This window comes from Staphylococcus sp. HMSC067F07 (assembly GCF_001837405.1).
Lineage (GTDB): Bacteria > Bacillota > Bacilli > Staphylococcales > Staphylococcaceae > Staphylococcus > Staphylococcus capitis.
The window spans coordinates 1-24,106 of record NZ_KV832242.1; the positions used below are offsets into that span (position 1 = coordinate 1).

Genomic DNA, 24,106 nt, shown 5'->3' on the forward strand with positions numbered 1-24,106 from the left:
CGACGGGAATCGAACCCGCGATCTCCTGCGTGACAGGCAGGCGTGTTAACCGCTACACTACGAGACCTATTAAAATTATGTATTGCGGGAGGCGGATTTGAACCACCGACCTTCGGGTTATGAGCCCGACGAGCTACCGAACTGCTCCATCCCGCGCTAATATTATTTTTGACTACCTTATAATCTTACCATTTTCTTCTTTACAATGTCAATACTTTTTTAAAGAAAATTAACATTTTGTTCATTTCAACTTCAAACCTATTTGCAATAATTGAAATGAATGACGCTTTAATTAAGTACTTTATTAGTATATAAACTCCAACACATTTCGTCAATATTGTTTTGGAATTAAATTGTGTAAAAATTAACCTCATATATCTTTTTATATTATTCTTTACTAAAAGATATATGAGATACCTTGATAATCACCTATTAAACAACTTGTGCTCTACCTTTAGATATATACTTACTTAGTCATGTAACCTTGCATTCTAGATTGTAAAGAAGTAAATGTTTTAAAACCTTCATCCTCTAAAAAGTGTCCACCTTCATCGACTATTCGAATCTTACCTTCCAACGTATCCATCAACCTTTTAGTCTCTTTATAAGAAACATATTTATCATCTTTAGATGTAAGTCCGTAAAAATGATCGACTTGAGATTTAACTTTTTCATAATCTATTGATATGCCCTCTAAGTTGACATTCTCATCAATATCATGGGCATCTTCTTTGAAACCTGCAATACTAAACAATCCTTCAATATGATGATGAGTCCCCTCAATATATTTTAGTGCAGCTATCGTACCAAAACCATGGGTTACAAAATAAGTATCATATTTACGAATTTCAATTTGTTCTTTCATTTGTCTTACCCATTCATCAATTTTTGCATGGTCATCTGCCTCTAAATTAAACAACGTCACATGATAACCTTCTAAAGTTAAATTATGCTTTAACCACTCATACCAATGATTTGTGGCATTCCCATATTTTGAATGGATTATAATCACGTCAGTCATTTTTCAACACCTCATTCAACGATTGATTCATTTAATTCTTATTTTAAAATAAAAACACTTTAAAAAGAAATGATATTCAAATGATTTATCTATCTCACCGCTTCTTAGATTTAAATCATACCATTCTCATTAAAGTGTTTTACATCATCTAAATTTCTTCTAAAATTTCTTCAACAGCATTTTTTCCTTGTTGAATACAATCAGGTAAACCTACCGCTTCAAAAGGTGCTCCAGTAATTCTTAATCTAGGATAAGTATTCTTTATATGTTGTTGAATTATCTTGATATTTTTTATATGCCCTACGTGATATTGAGGCATACTTTTAGGCAAACGATTCACTATCGTAAAGTCAGGATCACCCTTGAATGTCATCATTTTCCTTAAATCTTTACGAACAATTGATACAATTTCATCATCAGTATGGTCATCTACTACAGTGTCGCCTGGTTTACCTACATAAGCTCTAATTAATACTTTACCTTCAGGTGTAGTAAACGGCCATTTTTTCGAAGTCCAAGTACAAGCTGTAATATCTGTTTGACTCGTTCTAGCTATAACGAATCCAGTACCATCATACGTATTCTCTATATTCTTTTCATCAAAAGCCATAACCACTGTTGCAACAGTAGTCGAGTCCATCTTATTAAAGTAATCAAAGGCAGGATCATGGCTAAACCATTTCATAAATACTTGTTGTGGTGTAGTAACAAGTACCCCATCAAATGTTTCACTACTATCTTCGAGTAAAATTTCATAATCTTTCTGAGAAACTTTAATGTCACGTACTTGAGTATTATAACGAATATTTACTCCCTTATTCTGAACATTTTCTGCCAATGCTTCTATAAATGAACTTAAACCATGTCTAAACTGTTTAAATTGTCCTTTAGGTGCCCCTGGGTATAGTTGGCGATGTTTAATACGTTGTTCTTTCTCATCTTTCATTCCTTTAATCAAACTGCCAAATTGTTCTTCTTTTTCTTTAAAGTTTGGAAATGTACTCATTAAACTTAATTCATCTATATTAGTACCATATATGCCACCCATTAAAGGTTCAATGAGATTTTCTAATACTTCATCTCCTAGTCTTTTTCTGAAAAAGTCGCCGACAGAAATATCATCCTCGATTTGAATCGGTTTCTTAAACAAGTCCATTCCAGCTCTTAATTTACCAATTGGAGAAATAAGCTTCGTTTTAATAAATGGCTTTATATCTGTTGGAATGCCCATAATAGAGCCACCTGGTATAGGAAATAATTTATTTTTAGCGTATATATACGATTGACCCGTAGTATTAGTAATTAAGTCATTTTCTAGACCAATATCTTTAGCCATATCTGTCATGATAGTTTTACGTCCTAGATAGGATTCTGGACCTAACTCAATAGTATACCCTTCATGTCGATATGTTTGAATTTTACCTCCAGGACGATTAGAGGCTTCAAATATCGTTACTTCTATAGTTGGATCTTGTTTTTTTATAAAATACGCACTCGATAAACCAGTAATACCTGCGCCGATAATCGCAATTTTTTTACTCAACTTTTTCACGCTTCCTTTCAAATCCACCTGAATCTATCATGAAAATGTATCAAATTTTTTAATTTATCTCTCTCAAAAAATGAATTCCCCCGTTATACTGGAGGAATTCTGTCATCACTTTATTAATGCTTTAACTTAATTTTAAAAATGAGCTTTAATTTCGTCAACAATTGCTCCTATAAATAGCGGGTTTGTATTAGGCATTTCAGGACGATAGTATTTAGCGCCAATTTCATCACATACTACTTTACATTCGTAGTCATTGTCATAGAGCACTTCTAAATGCTCACAAACAAATCCTACTGGTGTATAAATAAAGTTTTTGAAATGATGTTCTTGATATAATTCTCGCGTAAGATCTTGAACATCAGGTCCTAACCAAGGTGTACCAGTATTTCCTTCAGATTGCCAACCTTCTGCTACATGAACAATATTGGAGTCTTGTTTAAGAATTTGAGCTGTTTCATGTAATTCTTTGGGATATGGATCATTATTACGTTCAATCAGACCTTTAGGTAAACTATGTGCTGAAACGATTAAAACTGTTTCATCGTGCTCTTCTTCAGGAATTTGATTTAACGTTTCATTAATTTTATCTGTCCAATATTTAATAAATTTTGGTTGGTGATAATAATGTTTAATATGAGTCAATTTAATGCCATATTTATCTGCTTCTTCTTGTGCGCGGTTATCATAAGAACCTACTGAAAAACTTGAATAATGTGGCGCGAGCACAACTGTTACAGCTTCATCAATGCCATCTTTATGCATTTTTTCTACGGCTTCTTCAATATAAGGAGAGATATGTTTTAATCCTAAATATAATTTAAATTCAACATTGTCATACGTTTCATTTAAAGCTTTAGTTAATGCCTCAGCTTGTCGATCTGTTGTTCCTGCTAAAGGTGATAACCCTCCGATAAATTCATAGCGTTGTTTTAAATCTTGTAGTTCTTCTTCAGTTGGTCTTTTACCGTGTCTAATATCAGTATAATAAGGCTCGATATCACTCTCTTTGTATGGTGTACCGTACGCCATCACTAATAATCCAATTGTTTTACTCATTGATAAAACCTTCCTTTAATTGTTAGTTATCGTTACTTTATTTAGGTTTGGAGCGACACCAAATCTTCGAAAGAACTATTTTTGAGTATAGTTGTGAACGAATTTACTCACTTTTCTTAATGTCTCAGGTTGAACTTCCGGAAATACACCGTGACCTAAGTTAAATATATGCTTGCCACGCACCATTCCTTGATCAAGAATATCTTTTAGTCGTGATTCGATAACATCCCATGGTGCTAATAATAATGAAGGGTCGAGATTACCTTGTAGTGTCTTGTTTACTCCCATTTGATCAGCCTGATTAATAGATGTTCTCCAATCTAGACCTAAAACATCAATAGGTAAATCATTCCATTCATTAATTAAATGACTTGCGCCTACCCCGAAAAGTATCACAGGTACATCATAATGAGCTTTGATACCACTCACTAATTTCTTCATAGCTGGCTTGATATAATAATTATAGTCTTGGACGTTTAGTGCTCCTACCCAAGAATCAAAGATTTGTATTAATTCAGCACCAGCCTCAATTTGAGCGACTACATATGTGATTGACACATCTACAAGATGGTCCATTAGTGCAAACCATGTAGGTTCGTCTCCATACATCATGGCTTTAGTAAAATTATAATTTTTAGAAGGACCCCCTTCAATCATATAAGAGGCTAATGTGAACGGCGCACCTGTAAAACCAATCAACGGTACATTCAATTTTTCCTCTGTAAGCAATTTGATTGTTTCTAAAACATAAGGTACATCTCTTTTAGGATCTATCTGAGATAATTTTTCAACATCTTGTACTGACTTAATAGGGTTTGAAATCACTGGTCCAATACCAGATTTAATTTCTACATCTACACCTATGGGTTTTAAAGGTGTCATAATATCCTTATAAAGAACAGCCGCATCAGTATTGTAATTATCTACAGGTAAATGCGTAACATACGCACATAATTCTGGTTGATGCGTAATTTCAAAAAGTGAATATTTTTCTTTAAGTTTGCGATACTCAGGTTGAGAACGTCCTGCTTGTCTCATAAACCAAACTGGAGTGTGTGACGTTGATTCACCTTTTATTGTCTTTAATATCGTATCGTTTTTACTATGCACCCTAGCGTCCTCCTACATTAAAATCATTCTTATCTATAATAGCATATTGTATACAATTTCGTATTTTATTATGCTTAAATGTCATAAAAAAGACATAGTACTTTTATTTATAAAACCTAGCTTTATAAACTTTAAAAATATACTTTATTTTTATTAAAAAACGGGTAAGTAATTCCTAGATATTCTAATACCGTTAAATTATATATTTAATTTTATTTTTAGTTAAATTTGTAAATTTAGGATGAATTCTATTACTTTTAATTAGAAAATCTGAACTTTTGCAGTAGCAAAAGGAATTTTATAATCGTATAATAAGACAAAACAAGGGAGGTTTGTATCATGAATTTATATACATCTTATGGGACATATGGATTCTTAAATCAAATTAAATTGAATAATCCAGATCATGACCTATTTCAGTTTTCTGCTTCCGATACATCAGTCATTTTAGAAGAAACTGAAGATAAGTCAGTTTTAAAACATCCTAGTTCTTACAATGTACTCTACCAAGTTGGAGAATTTAACGAAAATCATTTCTACTGTGCTTTGTTCATTCCCTCTTCAGAGGATCATAGTAATCAACTAGAGAAAAAATTATTGCACTTAGGCGCACCTTTTGATTCATTCGCTGGATTCAAAAGTTATCGATTATTAAAACCTTTAGAAGGTAATACTTATAAAATATACTTTGGCTTCGCAAATCGCACTGCCTATGAAGACTTCAAGGCTTCAGAATTATTTAATGATAATTTTTCTAAAGTAGCTTTAAGTCAATTCTTTGGAGCAAGTGGTCAACATTCAAGTTATTTTGAAAGATACTTGTATCCAATTGATGAAAACTAATATCAAAATAAAAAGTTCTTAGCGTATTGTATTGAACGCTAAGAACTTTTTTTAGTCTCTTAATAAAGTTTCCTGATATTTTAACTTTTTAATGGTACTTCTTATTGTTAACCACCCTACAATATAGAAAAGTAAAGCAAAGAAGAACAATGTAGGATGTTTTATAACAAATACTATTGTAAAGATAATACCTACACCGATCATTAATCGGTATAAAAATTGTTCATATCCTTTGATAACTTTCGTATCAGGGACTGGCCATACTTGTGGCCATAAACCATATGCTTGTTGAGTATAGAACTGAGCCATTTGTAATAATGTAATATACATAAATAAGCTTCCTATAATTAGAGATACGATTGGATTTGATAACCATAACATTAAAACGAGTGCTATAATCACTAATCGAAGAATGATACTGAACGCGTCTCGTCCTCTTACAAAGCTTCTTACAAATAAGAATAAGTACATACGATTTTCATTAAACTTGTTACCTTTTGGAGTGGGTAATATGAAATCTAAATAACTTCTACGTACTGCTGACTCTCTTAAATGTTTCACATCAGTAAACATATTTACAAATTTATAATAATTCGTATGTTTTTGTTGCTCAATCGCTATCATTCTCTCCCAAGGAAATAATTGCTTTTTGCTATTCAATTTTAAAATCAATAACAATACCCCTACGATGAAAATAAATATAATAGCAAAGTAATTATGAAATCTTAAAATTAAATAAAATGTTATACCAAATAGTACAAATAATAATAAATTAATTGTCCAACTTGAAAGATTTAGCTTTAACCACTGCCATTTAACAAGTAATCCTAAATAAGGAAAAATGATAGCACTTATAGCAAATACAATATAAAATGCAAAATGGTTATCATTTAATCTATAAAATAAAGGAAATAGTATAATAAGAAGTATGACTTGTAAAAAAATTCTTGAACTATAACTATATATTAAACTTACTTGCATATAATCTTTCATATGTTTTTCAAATGGTAATAGAAAAATTTTATCTGCGTCTTTTAAAAGTGTTCGAATTGGAAATAATGAAACTAATGCTACAGCAATACTTGCAAATAGTGCATAATCAATATGTTGTGGTATATGTTGTAGCCATTCACCATATCCAAAAATAAATGCACCTAACAATATAAGTAAAAACACCGTGAAATGACCATTAAAAATGAATTTGTTATAGTAACTTTTTTCTTTACGAATCGCTTTATATCTCCGATTAAACAGAGATAATGATTGATTATTCATTGGCATTGCCACCTTGTGTAACATGTATATAAATATCATCTAAGGTTCTATCATACAGACCTGTTTGTTCACGTAGTTCATCTAAGTTACCAAACGCAACAACTTTCCCTTGATCTAAAATAATAAATCTATCACAGTAACGTTCCGCTGTAGCAAGTATATGTGTACTCATTAAGACAGTTCGATTTTCGTTTTTCTTTTCAACCATTAAATCAAGCATTGATTGTATTCCTAAAGGATCGAGACCTAAGAATGGCTCATCGATGATATACAATTCTGGATCAACGATGAAAGCGCAAATGATCATGACCTTTTGTTTCATTCCTTTTGAGAAATGACTTGGAAAGACTTTTAATTCATTTTCTAAACGAAATACTTTTAAAAGTGGCTCAGCACGACGCATTGCCTCTTCCCTACTTAGTTGATAGGCCATAGCAGTCATCTCTATATGCTCTTCTAATGTAAGTTCTTCATAAATCACTGGTGCTTCTGGAATATATGATAATTTTCTTCTATATACTTCAATGTCATCATTAATATTTGTATCAGAAATGGATAATGAACCTTCCATTGGATTAAGAAGTCCTAACATGTGTTTAATTGTTGTACTTTTTCCTGCACCGTTAAGACCAATTAAACCAACAATTTCGCCTTTTTTTAATTCAAAATTTATATCTTTGATTACAGGACGTTTTCCATATCCGCCTGTAAGATGTTCAACTTTTACTGTCATAAGGCACCTCCATGCAAACTATTGTACCAAAAAATAATGTTTTAACCTAAAATAATCATTGCTATCATGTTGTTTTAAATTGAGTAATGCTATAATAATGACTAACAAATGATAAAGAGGAGTGTCATTGTTATGTCAGAAACTATTTTCAGTAAAATTATTTCTGGAGAAATTCCAAGCTTTAAAATTTATGAAAATGACTACGTTTATGCTTTTCTAGATATTTCACAAGTGACAAAAGGTCACACATTATTAGTTCCTAAAAAAGTTTCTACTAATATTTTTGAGACTGATGAAGAAACAATGAAACATATTGGAGTGGCTTTACCTAAGGTAGCCAATGCTATTAAAGCCGCTTTTAACCCAGATGGATTAAATATCATTCAAAATAATGGAGAGTTTGCAGATCAGTCTGTATTTCATCTTCACTTCCATCTTATCCCAAGATATGAAAATGATATCGATGGCTTTGGATATAAGTGGGAAACGCATGAAGATACAATTAATGACGACGCTAAAAAAGAAATTGCTGAACAAATTCAAGCACAATTTGATTAATCGTGCATATTCCTTGTTATACTGGGTATGATAAAAATAATACAAATATCCGACATATAAAGTGAGGAGAATAAAAAATGAAAGTCACAAGAATATTATTTGGCTTAGGTGTAGGTGCTGCAGCAGGATTTGCAGTAGCATTAAGAAATCGTGACGACCAAAGTGTCAAACATAATACAATTGATGCGAGCCAACCTACAGGAGCACAATCTGAACTTGAACGAGAAATTGAAACTATGAAACAAACATTTAATGATATTCTTAATTATGGTTCTCAAATTAAGAATGAAAGTGTTGAATATGGTAGTTCAATTGGAGATGAGTTTAAAGAGTTAATTGGTAACTTTAAATCTGATATTAACCCTAATATCGAAAAGCTCCAAACTCATATTGAAAATTTACAAAACCGTGGAGAAGATATAAGTAACGCATTCTCTAAAGATAAGTAATTTCATTAGCTATGGCATGATGCTATAGCTTTTTTATTTTACTTAATCATAATTTCTTATAGACATTTTAACACTAGCTTCATTAATGACTTTATCAACTTCTTTTTTGTAAATTAAACTGCCCCTTGACTATTCCTGTGAACACGTAGATAATACGTATCGAACATTAACACAGAGATGAGGCTTACACTATGTATTTATGCACTCGACAAATTGATATACACGCAAGATTTGGAATTCAAAGAATTGCTTTCATGAGTATAGTAGCAACTATTATTACCTTTTTAGTAAGCTATGAAATTATGTACTATTTCTCTGATACTCCTTTATCAGATCGACATTTTATCATTTTATTAATCTTTATAATTTTAATGTATCCCATTCATAAAATCATGCATCTTGTTTTCTTTTTGCCATTCTATAAATCTTTTAGAGTCCATAAATTAGTTATAAAGAAATGGCTGCCATATTTTAATACGTATGTTAATACGCCTGTCCATAAAGTATATTTTTGTATAAATTTAATTTTACCTATATTATTATTAACTGGCATTTTTGTTCTGTTAAGTATTCATCTACCTCAATATGGTCATTATTTTATGTTTTTATTATCATTAAATATTGGCTTTTCTATAATGGATATTTTATATTTGAAAATCTTACTTTTCTCAAATGATGGTCACTATGTAGAAGAACATCAATCTGGTCTACATATTTTAAACAAAGTGAATAATCCTAAATCAACTAGAACATCGCTCTAGTTATGAGTATTACCATCTTTTGCGTAATTGTATTTAGTTTTCATAAATATTAATAAAATATGCAAAATTAAAATATATAATATTTAATCAACTCCCCCCATCCTAGTCATACTATAGTCTTAGGACGGGGGTTTCTAATTGGTAGTCTCTAAATAATATGTTATATTTACGATGATTAATACATAAAGGAGCTATCAACTTATGAAATTGATGAATAAAATTATTGTTCCCGTGACCGCTAGCGCGCTGTTACTTGGTGCTTGTGGCTCAAATGCAACAGAATCTAAAGATAATACATTGATTTCTTCTAAAGCAGGAGATGTAAAAGTCGCTGACGTGATGAAGAAAATCGGAAATGAACAAATTGCTAATACTTCATTTAACATTGTTTTAAATAAAATCTTAGCTGATAAATACAAAGATAAAGTCGATACTAAAGACGTTGATGAAGATATTAAGAAAGAAGAAAAACAATATGGCGGTAAAGATCAATTTGAAAGCATGCTTAAACAGCAAGGTATGTCATTAGATGATTATAAAGAACAGAAAAAACTTTCTGCTTATCAAAAACAATTATTACTAGATAAAGTGAAAGTCTCTGATAAAGATATTAAAGATAATTCTAAAAAAGCTTCTCATATTTTAATAAAAGTAAAATCTAAATCTAGTGATAAAGAAGGTCTTTCAGATAAAAAAGCAAAAGAAAAAGCTGAAAAAATCCAAAAAGAAGTAGAAAAAAATCCTAGTAAATTTGGTGAAATCGCTAAAAAAGAATCTATGGATAGTTCTTCAGCTAAGAAAGATGGTTCATTAGGTTATGTAATTAAAGGTCAAATGGTAGATAGCTTCGAAAAAGCGCTATTTAAATTAAAAGAAGGTCAAGTTTCTAAAGTAGTTAAAACTGATTATGGTTATCATATCATTAAAGCTGATAAAGAAAATGACTTTAATAAAGAAAAATCTAACCTTAAAGAAAAAATTATTGAACAAAAAGTACAGAAAAAACCTAAATTGTTAACAGATGCTTATAAAGATTTATTAGATGATTATAAAGTTGATTACAAAGATAGAGATATTAAAAAAGCTGTTGAAAATTCAATTTTAGATCCAGATAAAATTAAACAACAACAGCAGCAACAGCAATCTTCACAAGGTGGTGCCTCTGGTTCAGGCTCTGCAGGTTTAACAAGTAGTGGGTCATAATCAATAACTCATTGATGTGATTGATATAAGTTTTGCATTTTATCTAGAAAGTGTTATAATACAATTAACAAGGATATCAAGCATATATGCACCAAATCCCCTCACTATGGCAGTAGTGAGGGGATTTTTTGGTGTGGCTTATTTTAGTTGTCGCCTATTTACGTTTATCGTTGCGAGTGCTTAGCCAATGCGCGAATAAAGCAACGATACAACCACTGGTTGTCGTGGCCATGATGTGTACAAAGATATCAAATAACATATATGCACCTCCTTCCCTTGTCATATTGACGCCTGAGAAGAGAAGATAGGCGACCTATTTATTATAACACTGAACTTTAGCTAATTAAATTTGAATATAAAAAAGTGCAAAGCCCGTTGTATCATAATACCACTTGAATCAATCCCGACTCTGTAGCAACTTTACAAAGATAGCTTTGCACTAAAAATATTTAATCTAAACTTGTAGGAGTATAGAATTGGCGATTTTCTAAACCAAAAATGCGTTCAGTAAATTGACCTTTATCCGTTTTCTTAAATGCTTTCTCAAACATGTTCATTTTTGCATCAATATTATCAATAAAGAATAAAATTTCAGCTTCTTTCAAATGAGGTAGTTTAGGTGACCCGAATTCCATTTTACCGTGGTGTGCTAAGATCATATGTCTTAATAACATCACTTCTTCACCTTCAATACCTAATTCTTTAGCCGATTCAGCTACTTCATCACTAGCAATAGAAATATGGCCTAGCAAATTACCTTCGACAGTATAAGTCGTTGCAACTGGTCCACTTAACTCTCTGACCTTTCCTAAGTCATGTAAAATAATCGCACTATATAATAAGCTTCTATTTAATAGCGGATAAATATCACAGATTGACTTAGCAATACGTAACATAGTTAAAACGTGATAGCTTAGACCGCTTGCAAAATTATGATGATGTGAACTTGCTGCTGGATACGTAAAGAAACGGTCTTGATATTTCTTTATTAAATGACGCGTTATACGTTGTAAATTTGCGTTTTCAATATCTAACATAAAATGCGAAAGCGCTTCTTTAATTTCATCAGGCGTCATAGGTGCTCCATCAACAAAATCTTTAGTTGATAAATTGTCTTCAGGTTTAGCTAAACGCACTTGATTAACTTTCATCTGTTTACGACCACGATAATTAATCACATCGCCTTTAACATGAACAATTTCTTCAGGTTTAAGGTTCTGCATATCCTCTTTCGTGGCAGTCCATAATTTCGCTTCTATATCACCACTTTTATCTTGGAGGTAAAGTGTCATGTAATCTTTACCTTGAGCAGTGACACCCTGAGTTGCACGATGAATTAAGAAAAAGTGATCAACTGAATCGCCGGGATTTAAATTTTCTACATTTCTCATTTTTTCCCGCCTTCCTCTAGTTTATTAAGAATAATCATTTCTTTTGAAGGGATAATATTATCTTTAGTGCATGTAAAGTAAAGCACTTGATAATTTTGAGATAATTCTCTTAAATAATTTAACATTCTTTCTTTTCTATGTTTGTCAAAATGAACAAATGCGTCATCCACAATAATTGGGAATGGATAGTATGGTTTTAATACTTTAATTAAACTAATTCTAAGAGCAACATACAATAATTCTTTTGTAGATTGACTTAGTTCAACAGGTTCGAAAACTTGTCCATTATCATGTTTGACATGAATTGAATCATCTTCAGTATAATTAATCATTGTATATGCACCATTTGTAAGATACTTGAATATAGATACAGCTTCTTGGATAACTTGTGGTAAACGCTTATCTTTGATTTGCTTAATATGTTCTTCTACTAAATTTTGAAGATAACTTAAGCTTGCCCAATCTTTAGCGATATCATTTAGTCTATTTTTTAAACTGTAATATTCATGTCTTAATTGTGCAAGTGTCGAATCTGTTTCCATATGATTAATTTGAGCAGTTAAATCACTGACTTCAGCTTGCATATTTAAATATTGATCGTTATATTGATCTACTTGTCTCGCTAATGTATCATCTTCTTCGTCTAATTGAGCGGTTGTTTTTTCACTTAATTTAGAACTCATTTCATATGAGTAATTTTGGTTCTCTAAGTATTGAGTTAAATCATTAAATCTATTTAAGTTACTATGATACGTTTCGTAATCTTGATGATGTGAATAATAACTTTCCTCATCTTCAACATTGACGAAATCAAATAGCTCTTTGATGATATTTTTATTTTCACTTAAGCGTGATTTAAGATGCTTGAGCTCATTTGTTAATAACTGTGTTTCTTTTTGATTCTTATGCCAATTATCGTTGTTGTCTTTAGCATTTTTTAGCCATTGATTAACATCGTGGAAGAACGACATTGTATTAAAATGACTAAAATGTGGACTCGTTACGTCTTTAGCGTGTTTATAAAATTGATTAATTTCATCCATAAGTTGACTACGCTTATGATTCAACTCTTTGACGTAGTTATCATGAGACTTAATATTACTCATTGAGGTAATACTTTCAACGATAAGTTCATCAGATATCTTAGGAGATAAATATAATTCTTTCTTCACGTTGTTAATATTATCTGATAATGAATCTAAACGATTTTGCGCCTCATCCATTGATTTATTTAAATATGCATTCTTTTCATCTAACATTTCTTTTGCTTTAATAGCATTTTGCCATTGCTCACGAATGCGATGTTGATGATCTAAATCAAAATCTAAATTGTAGTTGCTTTCTAAATGTTCAAGTTGACTTTCCAAGTCATTAATTTCTTGGTTCATTGCTACACCATAATCAACATCTTTAGTTTTTGCTAAGAAGATACCTACGATAAAGATGACGGTTAGAATCGCAAAGACAATACCAAAAATCATGTTAGTCGTTACAAATGAAAATACAGTTAATGCCGCACCTATGATAGCTAAAGCAATAAATGCAAGTCTAAGTAATTTTTGACGTTGATTTTTACGAATTTGTTCTTCTTCAAATGATTCTTTTAATTTTTCATATAAGTTTTCTTTTTCGTGTAATTCTAATACCTGCTGTGAATATTCCTTTTTCTTTTCAAAAGTTTCCTCAGGAACTAATTCTTTCTCTAGTTGATCAAGTTCATTACTATTAGAATTACGTTCAATTTTATTATCTTCAAGACCGCGTTCTAGTTGTAAAATATAAGCATTTTGTTCTTGCTTACCACGAATTTGCTCACTTACATGACTTTTCATAGCTTCAGAACTATCTACTTCATGATGTGGTTCATTCCACCCAATAGTGTTTTGTAAACTTTCTTGTTCTCTTTGTTTATCAGAGATATCTTTTTCAACTGAACGCAACTCATATTCTTTTTGTTTAATTTCATTTTCTTGTTGATATAAGGAATTAATTGCATCTATATCTTTAGTTTCTACTGGAAAGATATTTTTAGCTTCTTGCTTAAGTTGAGCTAAACGTTCTTCTTTAAGACCAATATCCTTTTCAAGCGATTGTTGAAACGACTTAGCAGTCTCATAACGGTCTATACCTTTTTCAGGAAATTTTAGAGGTTCGATATTTAGAACTTGTTCTAATCCTTTCCATTCTTGCGTTTGATCATGCAGTGCAACCTCTTTTTGTTTAGCTTCATGCATCTTGGATAACTGATTTAAATTTTGTTTTAAATGTTCTAATCTGCGAGAAGATTTATCTCTCTCATCTACTAAGCGATGATATGTGTCTAATTTACTTTCTTCTTCACGTATCTGGCTTTCAAGGTGCTTAAGTTGTTCGATTTGTTGGTTAATAATTGGATTTTTACCAGACTTTTTATACAATTCTTCTTTCTTTTGTCCTATGGTATCTCTCATGCTGGTAAATTCAGTTGAACCTAAAGCACCTGCTTGTAATAAGTAATCTTGTAATTGTTTTTCATCTAAATTCCGGTGAATATCTTGTAACCCTAAAACGTTGAAAGAGAATATACCTTGATACGTTTTCTTTGTAATGTAATTGAGTTTCTTATTTAGCCATGACTCGTCGCGTGTAGAACCATCTGAGAGGTAAACTTTGACATCACCTTGAGCGCTACCTTTAATTCTCTCAACTTCAGCTTCAGTACCATCGTCAAATATTAAAGCTAATTTACCACCATATTGATTTCCTAACCTAGGTTCCAAACGAGGTTCTCTAGATTTTTTAGTAGGAAAACCGAATAAAATTGAATGTATAAATGCTTGAATCGTTGATTTTCCTGCTTCATTTTCACCAAAAATTTCAGTAAAACCTTTATTAAAGTCTATCTTACGTTGAACAAATTGACCGTATCCATAAATTTCTAGTGATTTAATTATCATTTTGTTCACCTCTCATATCATCTTTTAAAAGACTTTCAGCATGATTAATTAATTCGGTTTTATCAAATTCTGTATAATCATCTAAGAATTTAGATGCACGAGGATTTAAGTATAATTCCGTCATAGCAGAATCAAAGACCGATGTGTCTTCCAACAAATCTGAGGAGAACTCATTTACAAGAGGTGATTCATCATTTTGAACATATTTAATATTTAAATCTTCTATAAACACAAACTGATTTTCATTTTCTTCATACTCTGTAATCATCTCTTTAACTTGAACCAAGTCTTGTGGTGCAATAAAATCTTCACTATTTACGCGTACATTTAATCTATAGAAAGCTTTACCTTCAGGTCTTACTTTATCTTTGAATGACTGTATATCTTCGTATAGCTCTTGTTTAGACGTATGATTAGTATCAATGGTTGCTTCCTCAAATTTAATAAATTGAGTAGGATAAAATTGTGTTGTTAAATTAAGATGATCTCCTTCAATTAATAAACAACCTTTTTCACCTAATTCATTAAAATGTCTACCTTGAATATTACCGGGATAGTTAATTACTGGCATATCACTGAGTTGTTCACGTTCATGTATATGACCTAACGCCCAATAGTGGTATAATCGACTATTTAAGTCTTCTAACCTAAATTCTGTATAACGGTCTTTGACTGAGGATTTACTATACGTGCCATGTAAAACACCAATATGTATCCCTTTTTGACCTTGGCTTGATGGATAAGCATCAATTTTATTTTCATAACTTGTATCATTTTGATAACTAAAGCCATGTATAAAAATTGTTTCCCCATCTTTAGTAATCGCTTGATACGTTTCTACTTGATTTGAGAAAACTGAAACGTTGTTTGGCCAATTTGAAGATATCTTTGAAGATAGAGGATCATGATTACCATGACATACATATACAAATACTTGTTCTTTACGTAATCTTTCAAACTGTTCTTTTAAAAAGACTTCCGCACGTAATGTTCTATTCTCATTATCGAATAAATCCCCAGCAATGATAATGAAATCTACTTCTTTTTTTAATGCCAAATCTACTATATTTTTAAAACTTTCATAGGCACTTTTTTGTACATCTTCAAATATTTTAGGGCTTAAATGACTTTTAGATTTGAAGGGACTGTCTAAGTGTAAATCAGCACAGTGTATAAATTTAACCATAAGTTTAATTCTCCTTATAAAAGCCGTAAAGTTAAAAGAAATAATGCAATTTGAATATACTTCATTTGTTGATAAAAATTATAAATATTGATATTAAGACAGACTAATGACTATATATTAATAAGCTATGTATCATGAAAAATAACTTTACTTTATATTAAATTATTTTACCATAACACTTTGAGTCCAGTCGACGACAAACCAAGACATTCATTTTAAATTTATACCTACTCAAAACTATGACGTTAATACAAATTTTAAAGTATCACCTTTGAACTCGTTTATAAATTTGTAAACGAGAGTATTCTAAGGTACAAATGTATAAAAAATGTCTACAAAGTCTGTAACTTTGTAGACATTCAAAATTTAAAATGATTTCTCACTTTTATAGAAAAGTATTAAATTTAGTCAGCGTAAATTTCATCTAATGGTTTTACGATGATTTGGTTAATTTCTTGGAATACTTGGCTCATTTTTTGCTCAGCATTCATTAATTCAGAGATATTTTCATCTTTTTCGATAGCTTGAGCTTGTTCTTGAGCTTTTTGTAAATCCTCTTCAGGAATTTCTTCACCTTGCATTTGTTTTTGTTGGAAACTAATTTGAGTTTCACGGAATTCGTCGAATAATTTTTTTGATTCTTCGTTTTCTTTAACTTTAGCAAATGCATCTTTAATAGCTTTATATTCTTCACTGTCTCTTAAAGCTTGTTCTAATTGATTTGCATAATCGTATAAATTTACTGCCATAGTTGTTTGCACTCCTTTGAGTTAATTTGTGTTTTAACCACTCACAAATAACTTTAACATATATGTCACCTTTAGACAAAGATTGCAATTACACCTTGGAAGAAACCAATAATTCCTCCAAGTAAAAATCCTAGTGACATAATCAATTTTAATTCTTTATTAGCAATTTCTATAATTAACTTTTCAATGTAATCTAAGTCAAATGTATTAATTTGATCTTCTACTAGTTGTCGCAAATTAATCTTTTTCATTATATTGGTAAGATGTCGTGAAATATTATGAACAATGACTTGAGTAATTTTAGTAGCTGCTTCATTTTCAAGGAAGTGAATAAACTGAGGTGCAAGTTCATATATTGGTAAACGAGCTTTACCATTAAGATCAATATATGAGATTAAAAGATCTGTCGTGGATTTAGAAATAGATTCGAATTGCTCATCACTAACTAATTCTTCTAAATGCTTATTCTTAAGTGTCTCATATTCATTGCGAATGATTTTATTAATAATTACACGTGCTTTCGGATGTTGAGTCAATCGAATAAGTTCGTGTTGAATATGTTCTGCGATGCTTTCTTTAGTCATGAACATTTGTAGAAGACCTACAATTTTTCCTTTTTCCTGAAAGAAGGTATCTAACATTTCATATATATCATGTGAACCTTTGTCAGAATTCAAATATTTTCTAGCTCTTTCACATAATAAATCAGCTAATTCTTCTACTTTATCATCTGCTAAAACAAACAATTGCTCTGGCAAACATGCTGTTAATGCCTCTTGCTTATGTTGTTGATAAAAGTTTATAAGTTTGTCATTCAAAGTTGTTTTCACCTTATTATTTAATAAATCAGTTACATTAATGTCTAATGCTTGAGCAAAATTTTCAATTGTTGCATCTTGAGATTTAAGCTTTTGTATTTGAGTAAGAACTAAGTCTTGAATCGCATCTTGAGATTGTGGTTGATTTAACTTATGACGAATCATTTCTTCAGTAATTAAATGATCTTCGATAACTTGACCTATTTTCTCAGCTATTTCTCCACGTCTTTTTGGAATTAAACCTGGAGTGAATGGAATTCTCATTTTAAATATATAATATGGTTTAAATGGATGAAATAACATACGTATCGCTATAACATTTGTTATACCACCTATTATAGCCCCTATAATCATCATAAAAGCAATCACTAAAAAAGCGTGCATATTGTTAACTCCCTATTTAAATTTGAAATTGTGGTTAGATTATAACATCAATTAACCTATCTTCATTCTTTTAAAACTTATAAATACAAATTACTAAAAATAAAACGATGAAAATCAAAAATGAATTTCATCGTTAAGTAGAAAAATAATTTTGTTTAATTAAGACAATACATCTGAAATAAGTGATTAAATCATTATAAGATTCTACTATCACTTTTAATTATACATGTAGTAATTCTTCTTTAGCATTTCTATTAAAGTAAGTTTCAGCCTCTCTCATTTTAGAAGTACCGAAGATTGGTTGCTTATCTGCATTTAATACTCGGTAAATGTTACTTACTTTATTACTTTGTAAAATAAATCCATTACGCGTTTCGATTGTATTCCAATAAATATCACTTGTAGTAGCATGATTAGGGTAAGCACAATGATTTCTAGAAATAGTTTGAACGATTTCTAATGGGTCGCAACCAAATGTGCTATTGAGTACATCTGAATCTCTAAATAACGCGCAAATTGAGACACAAGTCGTCCAGTTAGGTAAGACTCTTTCTTTTTCAATTTGTACTAATGTTTTTTTAGAAAGTCCGATTGTTTGAGCCATTGTATCTTGAGTATAGCCCGCTTCAATACGTACCATTTTAAATTTTGTTTGAATTAAATCTGTGAAACTCTGTCTATCCATTCTATTTATCTACCTTTCTAATTGAAAATATTTTATCCGGACACAAGAAATTGCAATAATACACATTTCTTGAAACACAAATTACATCTTAATATATTTTTAATAAAAATAAAAGAGAGAAATGCGTTTTTCTAACTATTTTATTAAAGGCAAAATTATCAAAATAGTTAAATATTTACATTTAACGACATTTTGACTAATTAAATTTAAAATATGTATATTTATTTTATATAATTGCGTTTGGCACATTATATTAATTTATTTTCCATAGCATAAATGGCAGCTTGTGTTCTATCCGTAACTTGTAATTTATTAAATATGTGACTTACATGTGTTTTAATAGTCTTTTCAGATACAAATAATGTTTGAGCAATTTCTTTATTTGTCTTGCCTTTAACCATCTCTCTCAATACTTCAACTTCTCTTTTAGATAATTTATTAGTAAAATGAGGCTTTTTAGATACTGTTTCAATCACACTTTTAGCTTCAGGATGAATGATACGTTCACCATTTAAAACTTTATGAATTGTTTCAATCAATTTTTGTGGTTCTACGTCTTTCATTTCGTAACCATCAGCACCTTTGTCTATAGCTGATATCACATGTTCATCATCTACATAGCTCGTTAAAACTAAAACTTTGACTTGAGGATATTGTCTTTTTAAAACTTCAGTAATTTCAATTCCATTCATTTCTGGCATCACTAAATCGAGCAACACAATATCAGGCAGATGATGTTGCTCTATATATGATAGAAATGTTTTGCCATCAGAAAAACCCTTGACTACTTCTAAATCATCAACTGTTGAAAGTAAAAACTCTAATCCTTGGCGTACGATATGATGATCATCTACTAGTACTACTTTATGCATAATCGTTCTCCTTTTTTTATTACTTTAAAGGTATATTTATTGTAATGGTAGTACCTTTATTCAATTGTGATTGAATATCTAATTTACCATTCAATGTATGTGTCCGTTGTTTAAGATTATTGATACCACTTGAAGCATTAACATTTACTTCATGCAAGTTAAATCCCTTTCCTAAATCTATAATTTCAATAATGAGATTATCCTGTCTTTGCGTTAGATTTAATGAGACTTCATTAGTATCGGCATGCTTTCTGACATTATTCATCGCCTCTTGTATCATACGATAAATATTTTCTTCTACATGATTAGTTAAATTGATTAAGCCATCAACATGGACGTCTAAATTTAGATTTAAAACATCACTATAGTTATTTAAAGCGTGAATTAATCCGTGCTCTAGTCCTACAGGCTTTAATTGCCAAATCAATGCTCTCATTTCATTAACAGCATTTTGACTCGTTTCTTCTATAGTTTTAAATGCATTTTTAGAAAAATCATCCGATGCCATTCCTTGGGCAGCATGAGCAGTAAGTTTTAACGAGAATAACATTTGATTAACAGAATCATGCAGATCTCGAGCTAAACGGTTGCGCTCATTAATCTTAGCCGCTTCCTTTTCTCTATCTGTCAATAATATACGTTTTATCGCCGAACCTATTTGAAATGCTACAGATTCTAGTAATTCTAAATCTTGCTCGCTATAATGTTTTTTATTTGGTGAAGCAACGTTAAGTAGTCCAAATTGTTCCTCTCCAGAACGCAGTGGCACAGTTGCATGATGCGTAATATCATCTGTTTCTTCTTGATATGCACGATTAGCTAAATTAATTCTTGAACAATTTATAATATTGGACGCTTTAGTTAATTTTTTATTATTATATGCTTTGACACACCAACATGATCCGTTAGTCATATAATGACAATCTTTTTTAGATAATGCACCAGGGAGGTCTACTGAGGAAACGAGTTCATGGTTCCCCTCCTCATTGATAAAAAATATCCATCCAGTCGTGAAGTTACTACCATTAATAAGATAACGTAGTCCTCCTTGCATCATGCTATACATCTCTGTTTCTTCATTAAGAAATTCAGCTATTTCTTTTAGTAATGCAAGTCTTGTTGGCTTCTCCATTTTATCGCCCCAATACTATATCCATAATATTTATATTATACATGCCTTAGCTTTATTTTGAAAATGTAATTAAATACACAATTGATAAGTATTTGAAAATTCATTTTCAAAAATAAACATGATATAGAGAGTAATTAATTTGTGTTATGATAATAATGAACTATAGGAGGATATTATGAAATTTACGATACCTGAACAATACACTGAGAAATCTTTAAGAGAGATATTTCAAAATCTCAATCTCCCTAAAAAAGACTTACATCAACTTAATATGTCAAAAGATATAACAATCAATAATCAATCTGCTAAATTAACTGATGTAGTGAGAACCGGTGATTCGGTGTTCATACCTACACCAGAGGAAAAAAGTAATTATTTACCTAGTTATCGTTACGCACAGGTTTATTATGAAGATGATGACTTTGCGATAGTGATGAAGCCTAAAGGTGTTAAAACTCATCCAAATGATTTAAAAGAGAGTAATACACTTATGAATCATGTAATTTACACAGTTGACAGTGAATATGTCGAACCTATTCATCGTTTAGACCAAGAAACAGTGGGTTTACTTATTGTTGCTAAGAATCCAATTATGAAGAAAATCTTAGATCGAATGTTAGAAGAAAATGAAATTACTCGTATTTACAAAGCTAACGTTAAAGCATTGTTACCAATCAAACCTCAAACAATAGATATGCCTATTGGTAAAGACAAATTCCATCCTAATAAGCGTAGAATTTCAAATACAGGACAACGTGCAATCACTCATATTTTAAATTCTGAGATGATTAAAGAAGGTATATGTCAACTTGATATTAAACTTGATACAGGTCGTACGCATCAAATACGAGTACATTTAGCAGAAATCGGTCACCCTGTAATTGGTGATCCATTATATGGTGATTCAACATTGCGTAAATTAGAACTTAATAGTCATAAAATTGAATTGATTCATCCACTAACACGTGAGTTGGTTTCGGTAAGCTTGGATGATAAAAAGGCATAAGTCTACTATGGAACAGATAGAGGCTAAATAATATGTAATATTAAATAAGCGAGAGACGTATTATTCAATACGCCTCTCGCTTTTATCATAGATTTAATTAGTGAGGGTCAACCATGTCTTCTGGTTTAATCCATTCTTCAAATTGTTCTTCAGTAACATATCCGCTATTTATAGCTGACTCTTTAAGAGTTAATCCCTCTTTATGCGCCTTTTTAGCAATCTGAGCCGCTTTTTCGTAACCTATATGTGGGTTTAATGCTGTAACTAACATTAATGATTGATTTAAGTAATTGTCGATATTTTCTTCAATCGGCTCAATACCTACTGCACAATTATCATTAAATGTTTGCATACCGTCAGCTAATAGATAAATTGATTGTAAAGTATTATGAAGAATAACTGGTTTGAATACATTTAATTCAAAGTTACCTTGTGAACTTGCAAAACCAACTGCAGTATCATTACCCATAACTTGTACTGCGACCATAGTTAACATTTCACATTGTGTTGGATTAACTTTACCAGGCATAATAGATGAACCAGGTTCATTTTCAGGAATAGAAATTTCTGCTAAACCTGCTCTTGGACCTGAAGCTAACCATCTTACATCGTTTGCAATTTTCATTAAATCGCCTGCTAATGCTTTCAATGTACCATGTAATTGAACTACTTCATCATGTGCAGTTAAAGCATGGAATTTATTATCAGATGAAACAAAGGCATACCCTGTGTTATCTGAAATAAATTTAGCTACTTTAGCTCCAAACTCTGGATGAGCATTTATTCCAGTTCCCACTGCTGTGCCACCGATAGCTAAACTAAGGATATGTTTCTTAGATTCACTTAAAAGTTCTTCACATTTATCTAACATATATCGCCAACCACTAATTTCTTGGCCTAATTTAATTGGGGTTGCATCTTGTAAATGTGTACGTCCAATTTTAATAATTGATTGATATTGATCTTCTTTTTCTTTTAAAGTATTACGCAGGTTCTTAAGCGCTGGTTCTAATTTTGTTTCAACTTCATGATATAAAGCAACGTGCATTGCTGTTGGGAATGTATCATTAGAGCTTTGTGATTTATTTACATCATCGTTAGGATGAATCATTTCATCACTATTATGTTCTTTAAGATACTCATTAGCTACATAGCTTACTACTTCATTTACGTTCATATTACTTTGAGTGCCGCTTCCTGTTTGCCAAACTACTAATGGAAAATGTTCGTCTAGCTCCCATTTAAGAATGCGATCACATGCATATACTATGGCATCTTTTTTCTCATCACTTAATTTTCCTAACTCATTGTTAGCTAACGCTGCACCCCTTTTTAATTGAGCGAATCCATAAACTACTTCAATTGGCATGCGTTCCTTACCAACTGGGAAATTACGTTTACTTCTTTCAGTTTGAGCACCCCAAAACTTATCTCCAGGTACTTCAATTTCTCCAAAAGTATCATGTTCAATTCTGACTGACATACATTTCTCTCCCCTTATTCATCTTTATTTAATTGTAGTATAGCACTATTTAATTTGTATGGGCAACGATGAGGTGAAACGTTTTCATTTCAAATATTAAAACCCTCATTATGTTCTAAAGTGATTAGAAGTAATGAGGGAATATATAATGAATTAAGCATTTTTATATTTACTTTTAATAGCTTGTACAATTGCTATAGCTGTTAAAATAAATAAAATTACACTTAACGCAATAGTGAATGGACTAATTGAAACTAAAAATCCTAAAATTCCAGTTAAGCTATTATAAAAGCTATTAAGTGTATAGATAAGAATACCTGTAATGGCTAAACAGCAAATAACACTGATTACAACGCCGGATTGATTACTTTTAATAAAAGTTTGAGCACTCACATCATCGATTAAACCCTTTGAGAGGTTTAATTGAAGCTGAACAATTTTAAATAGTAAGGGTAAATAGAGAGCTCCTAAAGCAAGCGGAAACGCTTTAATTGAAATTAAACTAATAATGATGGTTGCTATCATCAAATGCAGCCAATATTTTCCTAACATATTTTGAATCTCCTTGAATTATTCACTATTTAGTATCTTATCACAATTCCATAATGAGGTGGAACTTTGTCATAGTAGATGAAAATTTAAAACTAAAAATTAATAAATTTAAAAAGAACTCCAATAAACTAATAAAAGCTAGCTTATTGGAGTCAAATAAATTATTATTCATTATTAAGGTCAGAACGAACATCTTCATCATGAGATTGGTTTAATTTATCTTCATCATTTTCTTCTGAAATTTGTTCCATTTCTTTTCCTAATTCTTTTAAATCATCTAAATCTGTAACCATAGCATTTTCTTCTTCATGATAATTCAATTTAGATTCATGTTCTTTATTCATTATAAAA

The 24,106-nt window shown here is 30.8% G+C and carries 24 protein-coding genes and 1 tRNA gene; 6 read left to right on the plus strand and 19 right to left on the minus strand.

What is annotated here, in order from left to right; genetic code table 11:
- Window positions 1-82: 82 nt before the first annotated feature.
- The 5 genes from HMPREF2706_RS11620 to hemE all read right to left on the minus strand — a co-directional run bounded on the left by HMPREF2706_RS11620 (window position 83) and on the right by hemE (window position 4,739).
- Window positions 83-156, minus strand: a tRNA-Met gene (locus HMPREF2706_RS11620).
- A gap of 310 nt (window positions 157-466) precedes the next feature.
- Complete coding sequence (locus HMPREF2706_RS11625) at window positions 467-1,021, minus strand: RBBP9/YdeN family alpha/beta hydrolase (protein WP_002434723.1); 555 nt, start codon at window positions 1,019-1,021, stop codon at window positions 467-469.
- A 148-nt stretch (window positions 1,022-1,169) separates the two neighbouring features.
- Window positions 1,170-2,564 (minus strand): protoporphyrinogen oxidase, encoded by a 1,395-nt coding sequence (hemY, locus tag HMPREF2706_RS11630; protein WP_002434806.1) that lies wholly within the window; start codon window positions 2,562-2,564, stop codon window positions 1,170-1,172.
- Window positions 2,565-2,705: 141 nt separating this feature from the next.
- Entirely contained in the window at window positions 2,706-3,629 is a 924-nt protein-coding gene (hemH, locus tag HMPREF2706_RS11635) for a ferrochelatase (RefSeq protein WP_002434744.1), read from the minus strand.
- 75 nt (window positions 3,630-3,704) lie between these two features.
- Window positions 3,705-4,739, minus strand: coding sequence for a uroporphyrinogen decarboxylase (gene hemE, locus HMPREF2706_RS11640; protein ID WP_002434872.1), 1,035 nt, complete (start codon window positions 4,737-4,739; stop codon window positions 3,705-3,707).
- Window positions 4,740-5,078: 339 nt separating this feature from the next.
- Here hemE and traP point away from each other — a divergent pair, with 339 nt between their 5' ends.
- On the plus strand, window positions 5,079-5,582 hold the full coding sequence (gene traP, locus HMPREF2706_RS11645) for a signal transduction protein TRAP (RefSeq protein WP_002434692.1): 504 nt from the start codon (window positions 5,079-5,081) through the stop codon (window positions 5,580-5,582).
- A 51-nt stretch (window positions 5,583-5,633) separates the two neighbouring features.
- Here the strand turns inward: traP and HMPREF2706_RS11650 are convergent, their stop codons facing one another.
- Window positions 5,634-6,857 (minus strand): ABC transporter permease EcsB, encoded by a 1,224-nt coding sequence (locus HMPREF2706_RS11650; RefSeq protein WP_049428036.1) that lies wholly within the window; start codon window positions 6,855-6,857, stop codon window positions 5,634-5,636.
- Window positions 6,850-7,590 (minus strand): ABC transporter ATP-binding protein EcsA, encoded by a 741-nt coding sequence (locus HMPREF2706_RS11655; RefSeq protein ID WP_002453567.1) that lies wholly within the window; start codon window positions 7,588-7,590, stop codon window positions 6,850-6,852. Before HMPREF2706_RS11655 ends, HMPREF2706_RS11650 begins: the two co-directional genes overlap by 8 nt.
- A gap of 132 nt (window positions 7,591-7,722) precedes the next feature.
- Here HMPREF2706_RS11655 and HMPREF2706_RS11660 point away from each other — a divergent pair, with 132 nt between their 5' ends.
- From HMPREF2706_RS11660 to HMPREF2706_RS11675, 4 genes are all read left to right on the plus strand, one after another.
- Window positions 7,723-8,148 carry an HIT family protein gene (locus HMPREF2706_RS11660; protein ID WP_049428034.1) on the plus strand — a complete coding sequence of 142 codons (426 nt, stop codon included), beginning with the start codon at window positions 7,723-7,725 and terminating at the stop codon, window positions 8,146-8,148.
- A gap of 77 nt (window positions 8,149-8,225) precedes the next feature.
- Window positions 8,226-8,597 (plus strand): YtxH domain-containing protein, encoded by a 372-nt coding sequence (locus HMPREF2706_RS11665; RefSeq protein ID WP_049428031.1) that lies wholly within the window; start codon window positions 8,226-8,228, stop codon window positions 8,595-8,597.
- A 191-nt stretch (window positions 8,598-8,788) separates the two neighbouring features.
- Entirely contained in the window at window positions 8,789-9,358 is a 570-nt protein-coding gene (locus HMPREF2706_RS11670; RefSeq protein ID WP_070862414.1) for a DUF3267 domain-containing protein, read from the plus strand.
- A 201-nt stretch (window positions 9,359-9,559) separates the two neighbouring features.
- The gene (locus HMPREF2706_RS11675) at window positions 9,560-10,561 is read left to right on the plus strand and encodes a peptidylprolyl isomerase PrsA (protein ID WP_023350053.1); all 1,002 of its coding nucleotides are present in this window, start codon (window positions 9,560-9,562) and stop codon (window positions 10,559-10,561) included.
- Window positions 10,562-10,715: 154 nt separating this feature from the next.
- On the opposite strand, the gene HMPREF2706_RS11680 is transcribed toward HMPREF2706_RS11675, so the two are convergent.
- From HMPREF2706_RS11680 to HMPREF2706_RS11720, 9 genes are all read right to left on the minus strand, one after another.
- Window positions 10,716-10,820, minus strand: a complete 105-nt coding sequence (locus tag HMPREF2706_RS11680; protein WP_070862415.1) for a type I toxin-antitoxin system Fst family toxin — start codon at window positions 10,818-10,820, stop codon at window positions 10,716-10,718.
- Window positions 10,821-11,010: 190 nt separating this feature from the next.
- Window positions 11,011-11,952 (minus strand): 3'-5' exoribonuclease YhaM, encoded by a 942-nt coding sequence (gene yhaM, locus HMPREF2706_RS11685; protein ID WP_049428024.1) that lies wholly within the window; start codon window positions 11,950-11,952, stop codon window positions 11,011-11,013.
- Window positions 11,949-14,888, minus strand: coding sequence for an ATP-binding protein (locus HMPREF2706_RS11690; RefSeq protein ID WP_070862416.1), 2,940 nt, complete (start codon window positions 14,886-14,888; stop codon window positions 11,949-11,951). The genes yhaM and HMPREF2706_RS11690 overlap by 4 nt, the downstream gene beginning before the upstream one ends.
- Window positions 14,878-16,074, minus strand: a complete 1,197-nt coding sequence (locus tag HMPREF2706_RS11695) for a metallophosphoesterase family protein (RefSeq protein WP_049428021.1) — start codon at window positions 16,072-16,074, stop codon at window positions 14,878-14,880. Before HMPREF2706_RS11695 ends, HMPREF2706_RS11690 begins: the two co-directional genes overlap by 11 nt.
- A 404-nt stretch (window positions 16,075-16,478) precedes the next feature.
- Window positions 16,479-16,823 (minus strand): YlbF/YmcA family competence regulator, encoded by a 345-nt coding sequence (locus tag HMPREF2706_RS11700; protein WP_002434673.1) that lies wholly within the window; start codon window positions 16,821-16,823, stop codon window positions 16,479-16,481.
- Between the two features lie 71 nt (window positions 16,824-16,894).
- Window positions 16,895-18,025: a DUF445 domain-containing protein gene (locus HMPREF2706_RS11705; RefSeq protein ID WP_049428019.1), complete on the minus strand. Its 1,131-nt coding sequence runs from the start codon at window positions 18,023-18,025 to the stop codon at window positions 16,895-16,897.
- Between the two features lie 220 nt (window positions 18,026-18,245).
- Window positions 18,246-18,710, minus strand: coding sequence for an XRE family transcriptional regulator XdrA (locus HMPREF2706_RS11710; protein ID WP_002434804.1), 465 nt, complete (start codon window positions 18,708-18,710; stop codon window positions 18,246-18,248).
- 248 nt (window positions 18,711-18,958) lie between these two features.
- Window positions 18,959-19,582 (minus strand): response regulator, encoded by a 624-nt coding sequence (locus HMPREF2706_RS11715; protein ID WP_002434769.1) that lies wholly within the window; start codon window positions 19,580-19,582, stop codon window positions 18,959-18,961.
- 19 nt (window positions 19,583-19,601) lie between these two features.
- Entirely contained in the window at window positions 19,602-20,714 is a 1,113-nt protein-coding gene (locus tag HMPREF2706_RS11720; RefSeq protein ID WP_037549760.1) for a GAF domain-containing sensor histidine kinase, read from the minus strand.
- Between the two features lie 175 nt (window positions 20,715-20,889).
- Between HMPREF2706_RS11720 and HMPREF2706_RS11725 the strand changes: the two genes are divergently transcribed.
- Entirely contained in the window at window positions 20,890-21,720 is an 831-nt protein-coding gene (locus HMPREF2706_RS11725; protein ID WP_002434696.1) for an RluA family pseudouridine synthase, read from the plus strand.
- A gap of 97 nt (window positions 21,721-21,817) precedes the next feature.
- Here the strand turns inward: HMPREF2706_RS11725 and fumC are convergent, their stop codons facing one another.
- From fumC to HMPREF2706_RS11740, 3 genes are all read right to left on the minus strand, one after another.
- The gene (gene fumC / locus HMPREF2706_RS11730) at window positions 21,818-23,203 is read right to left on the minus strand and encodes a class II fumarate hydratase (RefSeq protein ID WP_070862417.1); all 1,386 of its coding nucleotides are present in this window, start codon (window positions 23,201-23,203) and stop codon (window positions 21,818-21,820) included.
- A 153-nt stretch (window positions 23,204-23,356) separates the two neighbouring features.
- A complete protein-coding gene (locus tag HMPREF2706_RS11735; RefSeq protein ID WP_049428016.1) occupies window positions 23,357-23,755 on the minus strand; it encodes a hypothetical protein in 399 nt (132 codons plus the stop codon).
- Window positions 23,756-23,919: 164 nt separating this feature from the next.
- Window positions 23,920-24,099 (minus strand): SAS053 family DNA gyrase inhibitor, encoded by a 180-nt coding sequence (locus HMPREF2706_RS11740; RefSeq protein ID WP_002434789.1) that lies wholly within the window; start codon window positions 24,097-24,099, stop codon window positions 23,920-23,922.
- Window positions 24,100-24,106 lie beyond the last annotated feature (7 nt).

What these genes read in the sequence shown, in the direction of transcription:
- HMPREF2706_RS11675 (WP_023350053.1), top strand. Translation starts at nt 9,560, where the DNA reads ATGAAATTGATGAATAAAATTATTGTTCCCGTGACCGCTAGCGCGCTG.
- HMPREF2706_RS11740 (WP_002434789.1), bottom strand. Translation starts at nt 24,099, where the DNA reads ATGAATAAAGAACATGAATCTAAATTGAATTATCATGAAGAAGAAAAT.
- HMPREF2706_RS11735 (WP_049428016.1), bottom strand. Translation starts at nt 23,755, where the DNA reads ATGTTAGGAAAATATTGGCTGCATTTGATGATAGCAACCATCATTATT.
- HMPREF2706_RS11680 (WP_070862415.1), bottom strand. Translation starts at nt 10,820, where the DNA reads ATGTTATTTGATATCTTTGTACACATCATGGCCACGACAACCAGTGGT.
- HMPREF2706_RS11665 (WP_049428031.1), top strand. Translation starts at nt 8,226, where the DNA reads ATGAAAGTCACAAGAATATTATTTGGCTTAGGTGTAGGTGCTGCAGCA.
- HMPREF2706_RS11695 (WP_049428021.1), bottom strand. Translation starts at nt 16,074, where the DNA reads ATGGTTAAATTTATACACTGTGCTGATTTACACTTAGACAGTCCCTTC.
- traP (WP_002434692.1), top strand. Translation starts at nt 5,079, where the DNA reads ATGAATTTATATACATCTTATGGGACATATGGATTCTTAAATCAAATT.
- HMPREF2706_RS11700 (WP_002434673.1), bottom strand. Translation starts at nt 16,823, where the DNA reads ATGGCAGTAAATTTATACGATTATGCAAATCAATTAGAACAAGCTTTA.
- HMPREF2706_RS11720 (WP_037549760.1), bottom strand. Translation starts at nt 20,714, where the DNA reads ATGGAGAAGCCAACAAGACTTGCATTACTAAAAGAAATAGCTGAATTT.
- HMPREF2706_RS11715 (WP_002434769.1), bottom strand. Translation starts at nt 19,582, where the DNA reads ATGCATAAAGTAGTACTAGTAGATGATCATCATATCGTACGCCAAGGA.
- HMPREF2706_RS11705 (WP_049428019.1), bottom strand. Translation starts at nt 18,025, where the DNA reads ATGCACGCTTTTTTAGTGATTGCTTTTATGATGATTATAGGGGCTATA.
- hemH (WP_002434744.1), bottom strand. Translation starts at nt 3,629, where the DNA reads ATGAGTAAAACAATTGGATTATTAGTGATGGCGTACGGTACACCATAC.
- HMPREF2706_RS11660 (WP_049428034.1), top strand. Translation starts at nt 7,723, where the DNA reads ATGTCAGAAACTATTTTCAGTAAAATTATTTCTGGAGAAATTCCAAGC.
- HMPREF2706_RS11690 (WP_070862416.1), bottom strand. Translation starts at nt 14,888, where the DNA reads ATGATAATTAAATCACTAGAAATTTATGGATACGGTCAATTTGTTCAA.
- yhaM (WP_049428024.1), bottom strand. Translation starts at nt 11,952, where the DNA reads ATGAGAAATGTAGAAAATTTAAATCCCGGCGATTCAGTTGATCACTTT.
- HMPREF2706_RS11625 (WP_002434723.1), bottom strand. Translation starts at nt 1,021, where the DNA reads ATGACTGACGTGATTATAATCCATTCAAAATATGGGAATGCCACAAAT.
- HMPREF2706_RS11670 (WP_070862414.1), top strand. Translation starts at nt 8,789, where the DNA reads ATGTATTTATGCACTCGACAAATTGATATACACGCAAGATTTGGAATT.
- HMPREF2706_RS11710 (WP_002434804.1), bottom strand. Translation starts at nt 18,710, where the DNA reads ATGGATAGACAGAGTTTCACAGATTTAATTCAAACAAAATTTAAAATG.
- HMPREF2706_RS11725 (WP_002434696.1), top strand. Translation starts at nt 20,890, where the DNA reads ATGAAATTTACGATACCTGAACAATACACTGAGAAATCTTTAAGAGAG.
- fumC (WP_070862417.1), bottom strand. Translation starts at nt 23,203, where the DNA reads ATGTCAGTCAGAATTGAACATGATACTTTTGGAGAAATTGAAGTACCT.
- HMPREF2706_RS11650 (WP_049428036.1), bottom strand. Translation starts at nt 6,857, where the DNA reads ATGAATAATCAATCATTATCTCTGTTTAATCGGAGATATAAAGCGATT.
- HMPREF2706_RS11655 (WP_002453567.1), bottom strand. Translation starts at nt 7,590, where the DNA reads ATGACAGTAAAAGTTGAACATCTTACAGGCGGATATGGAAAACGTCCT.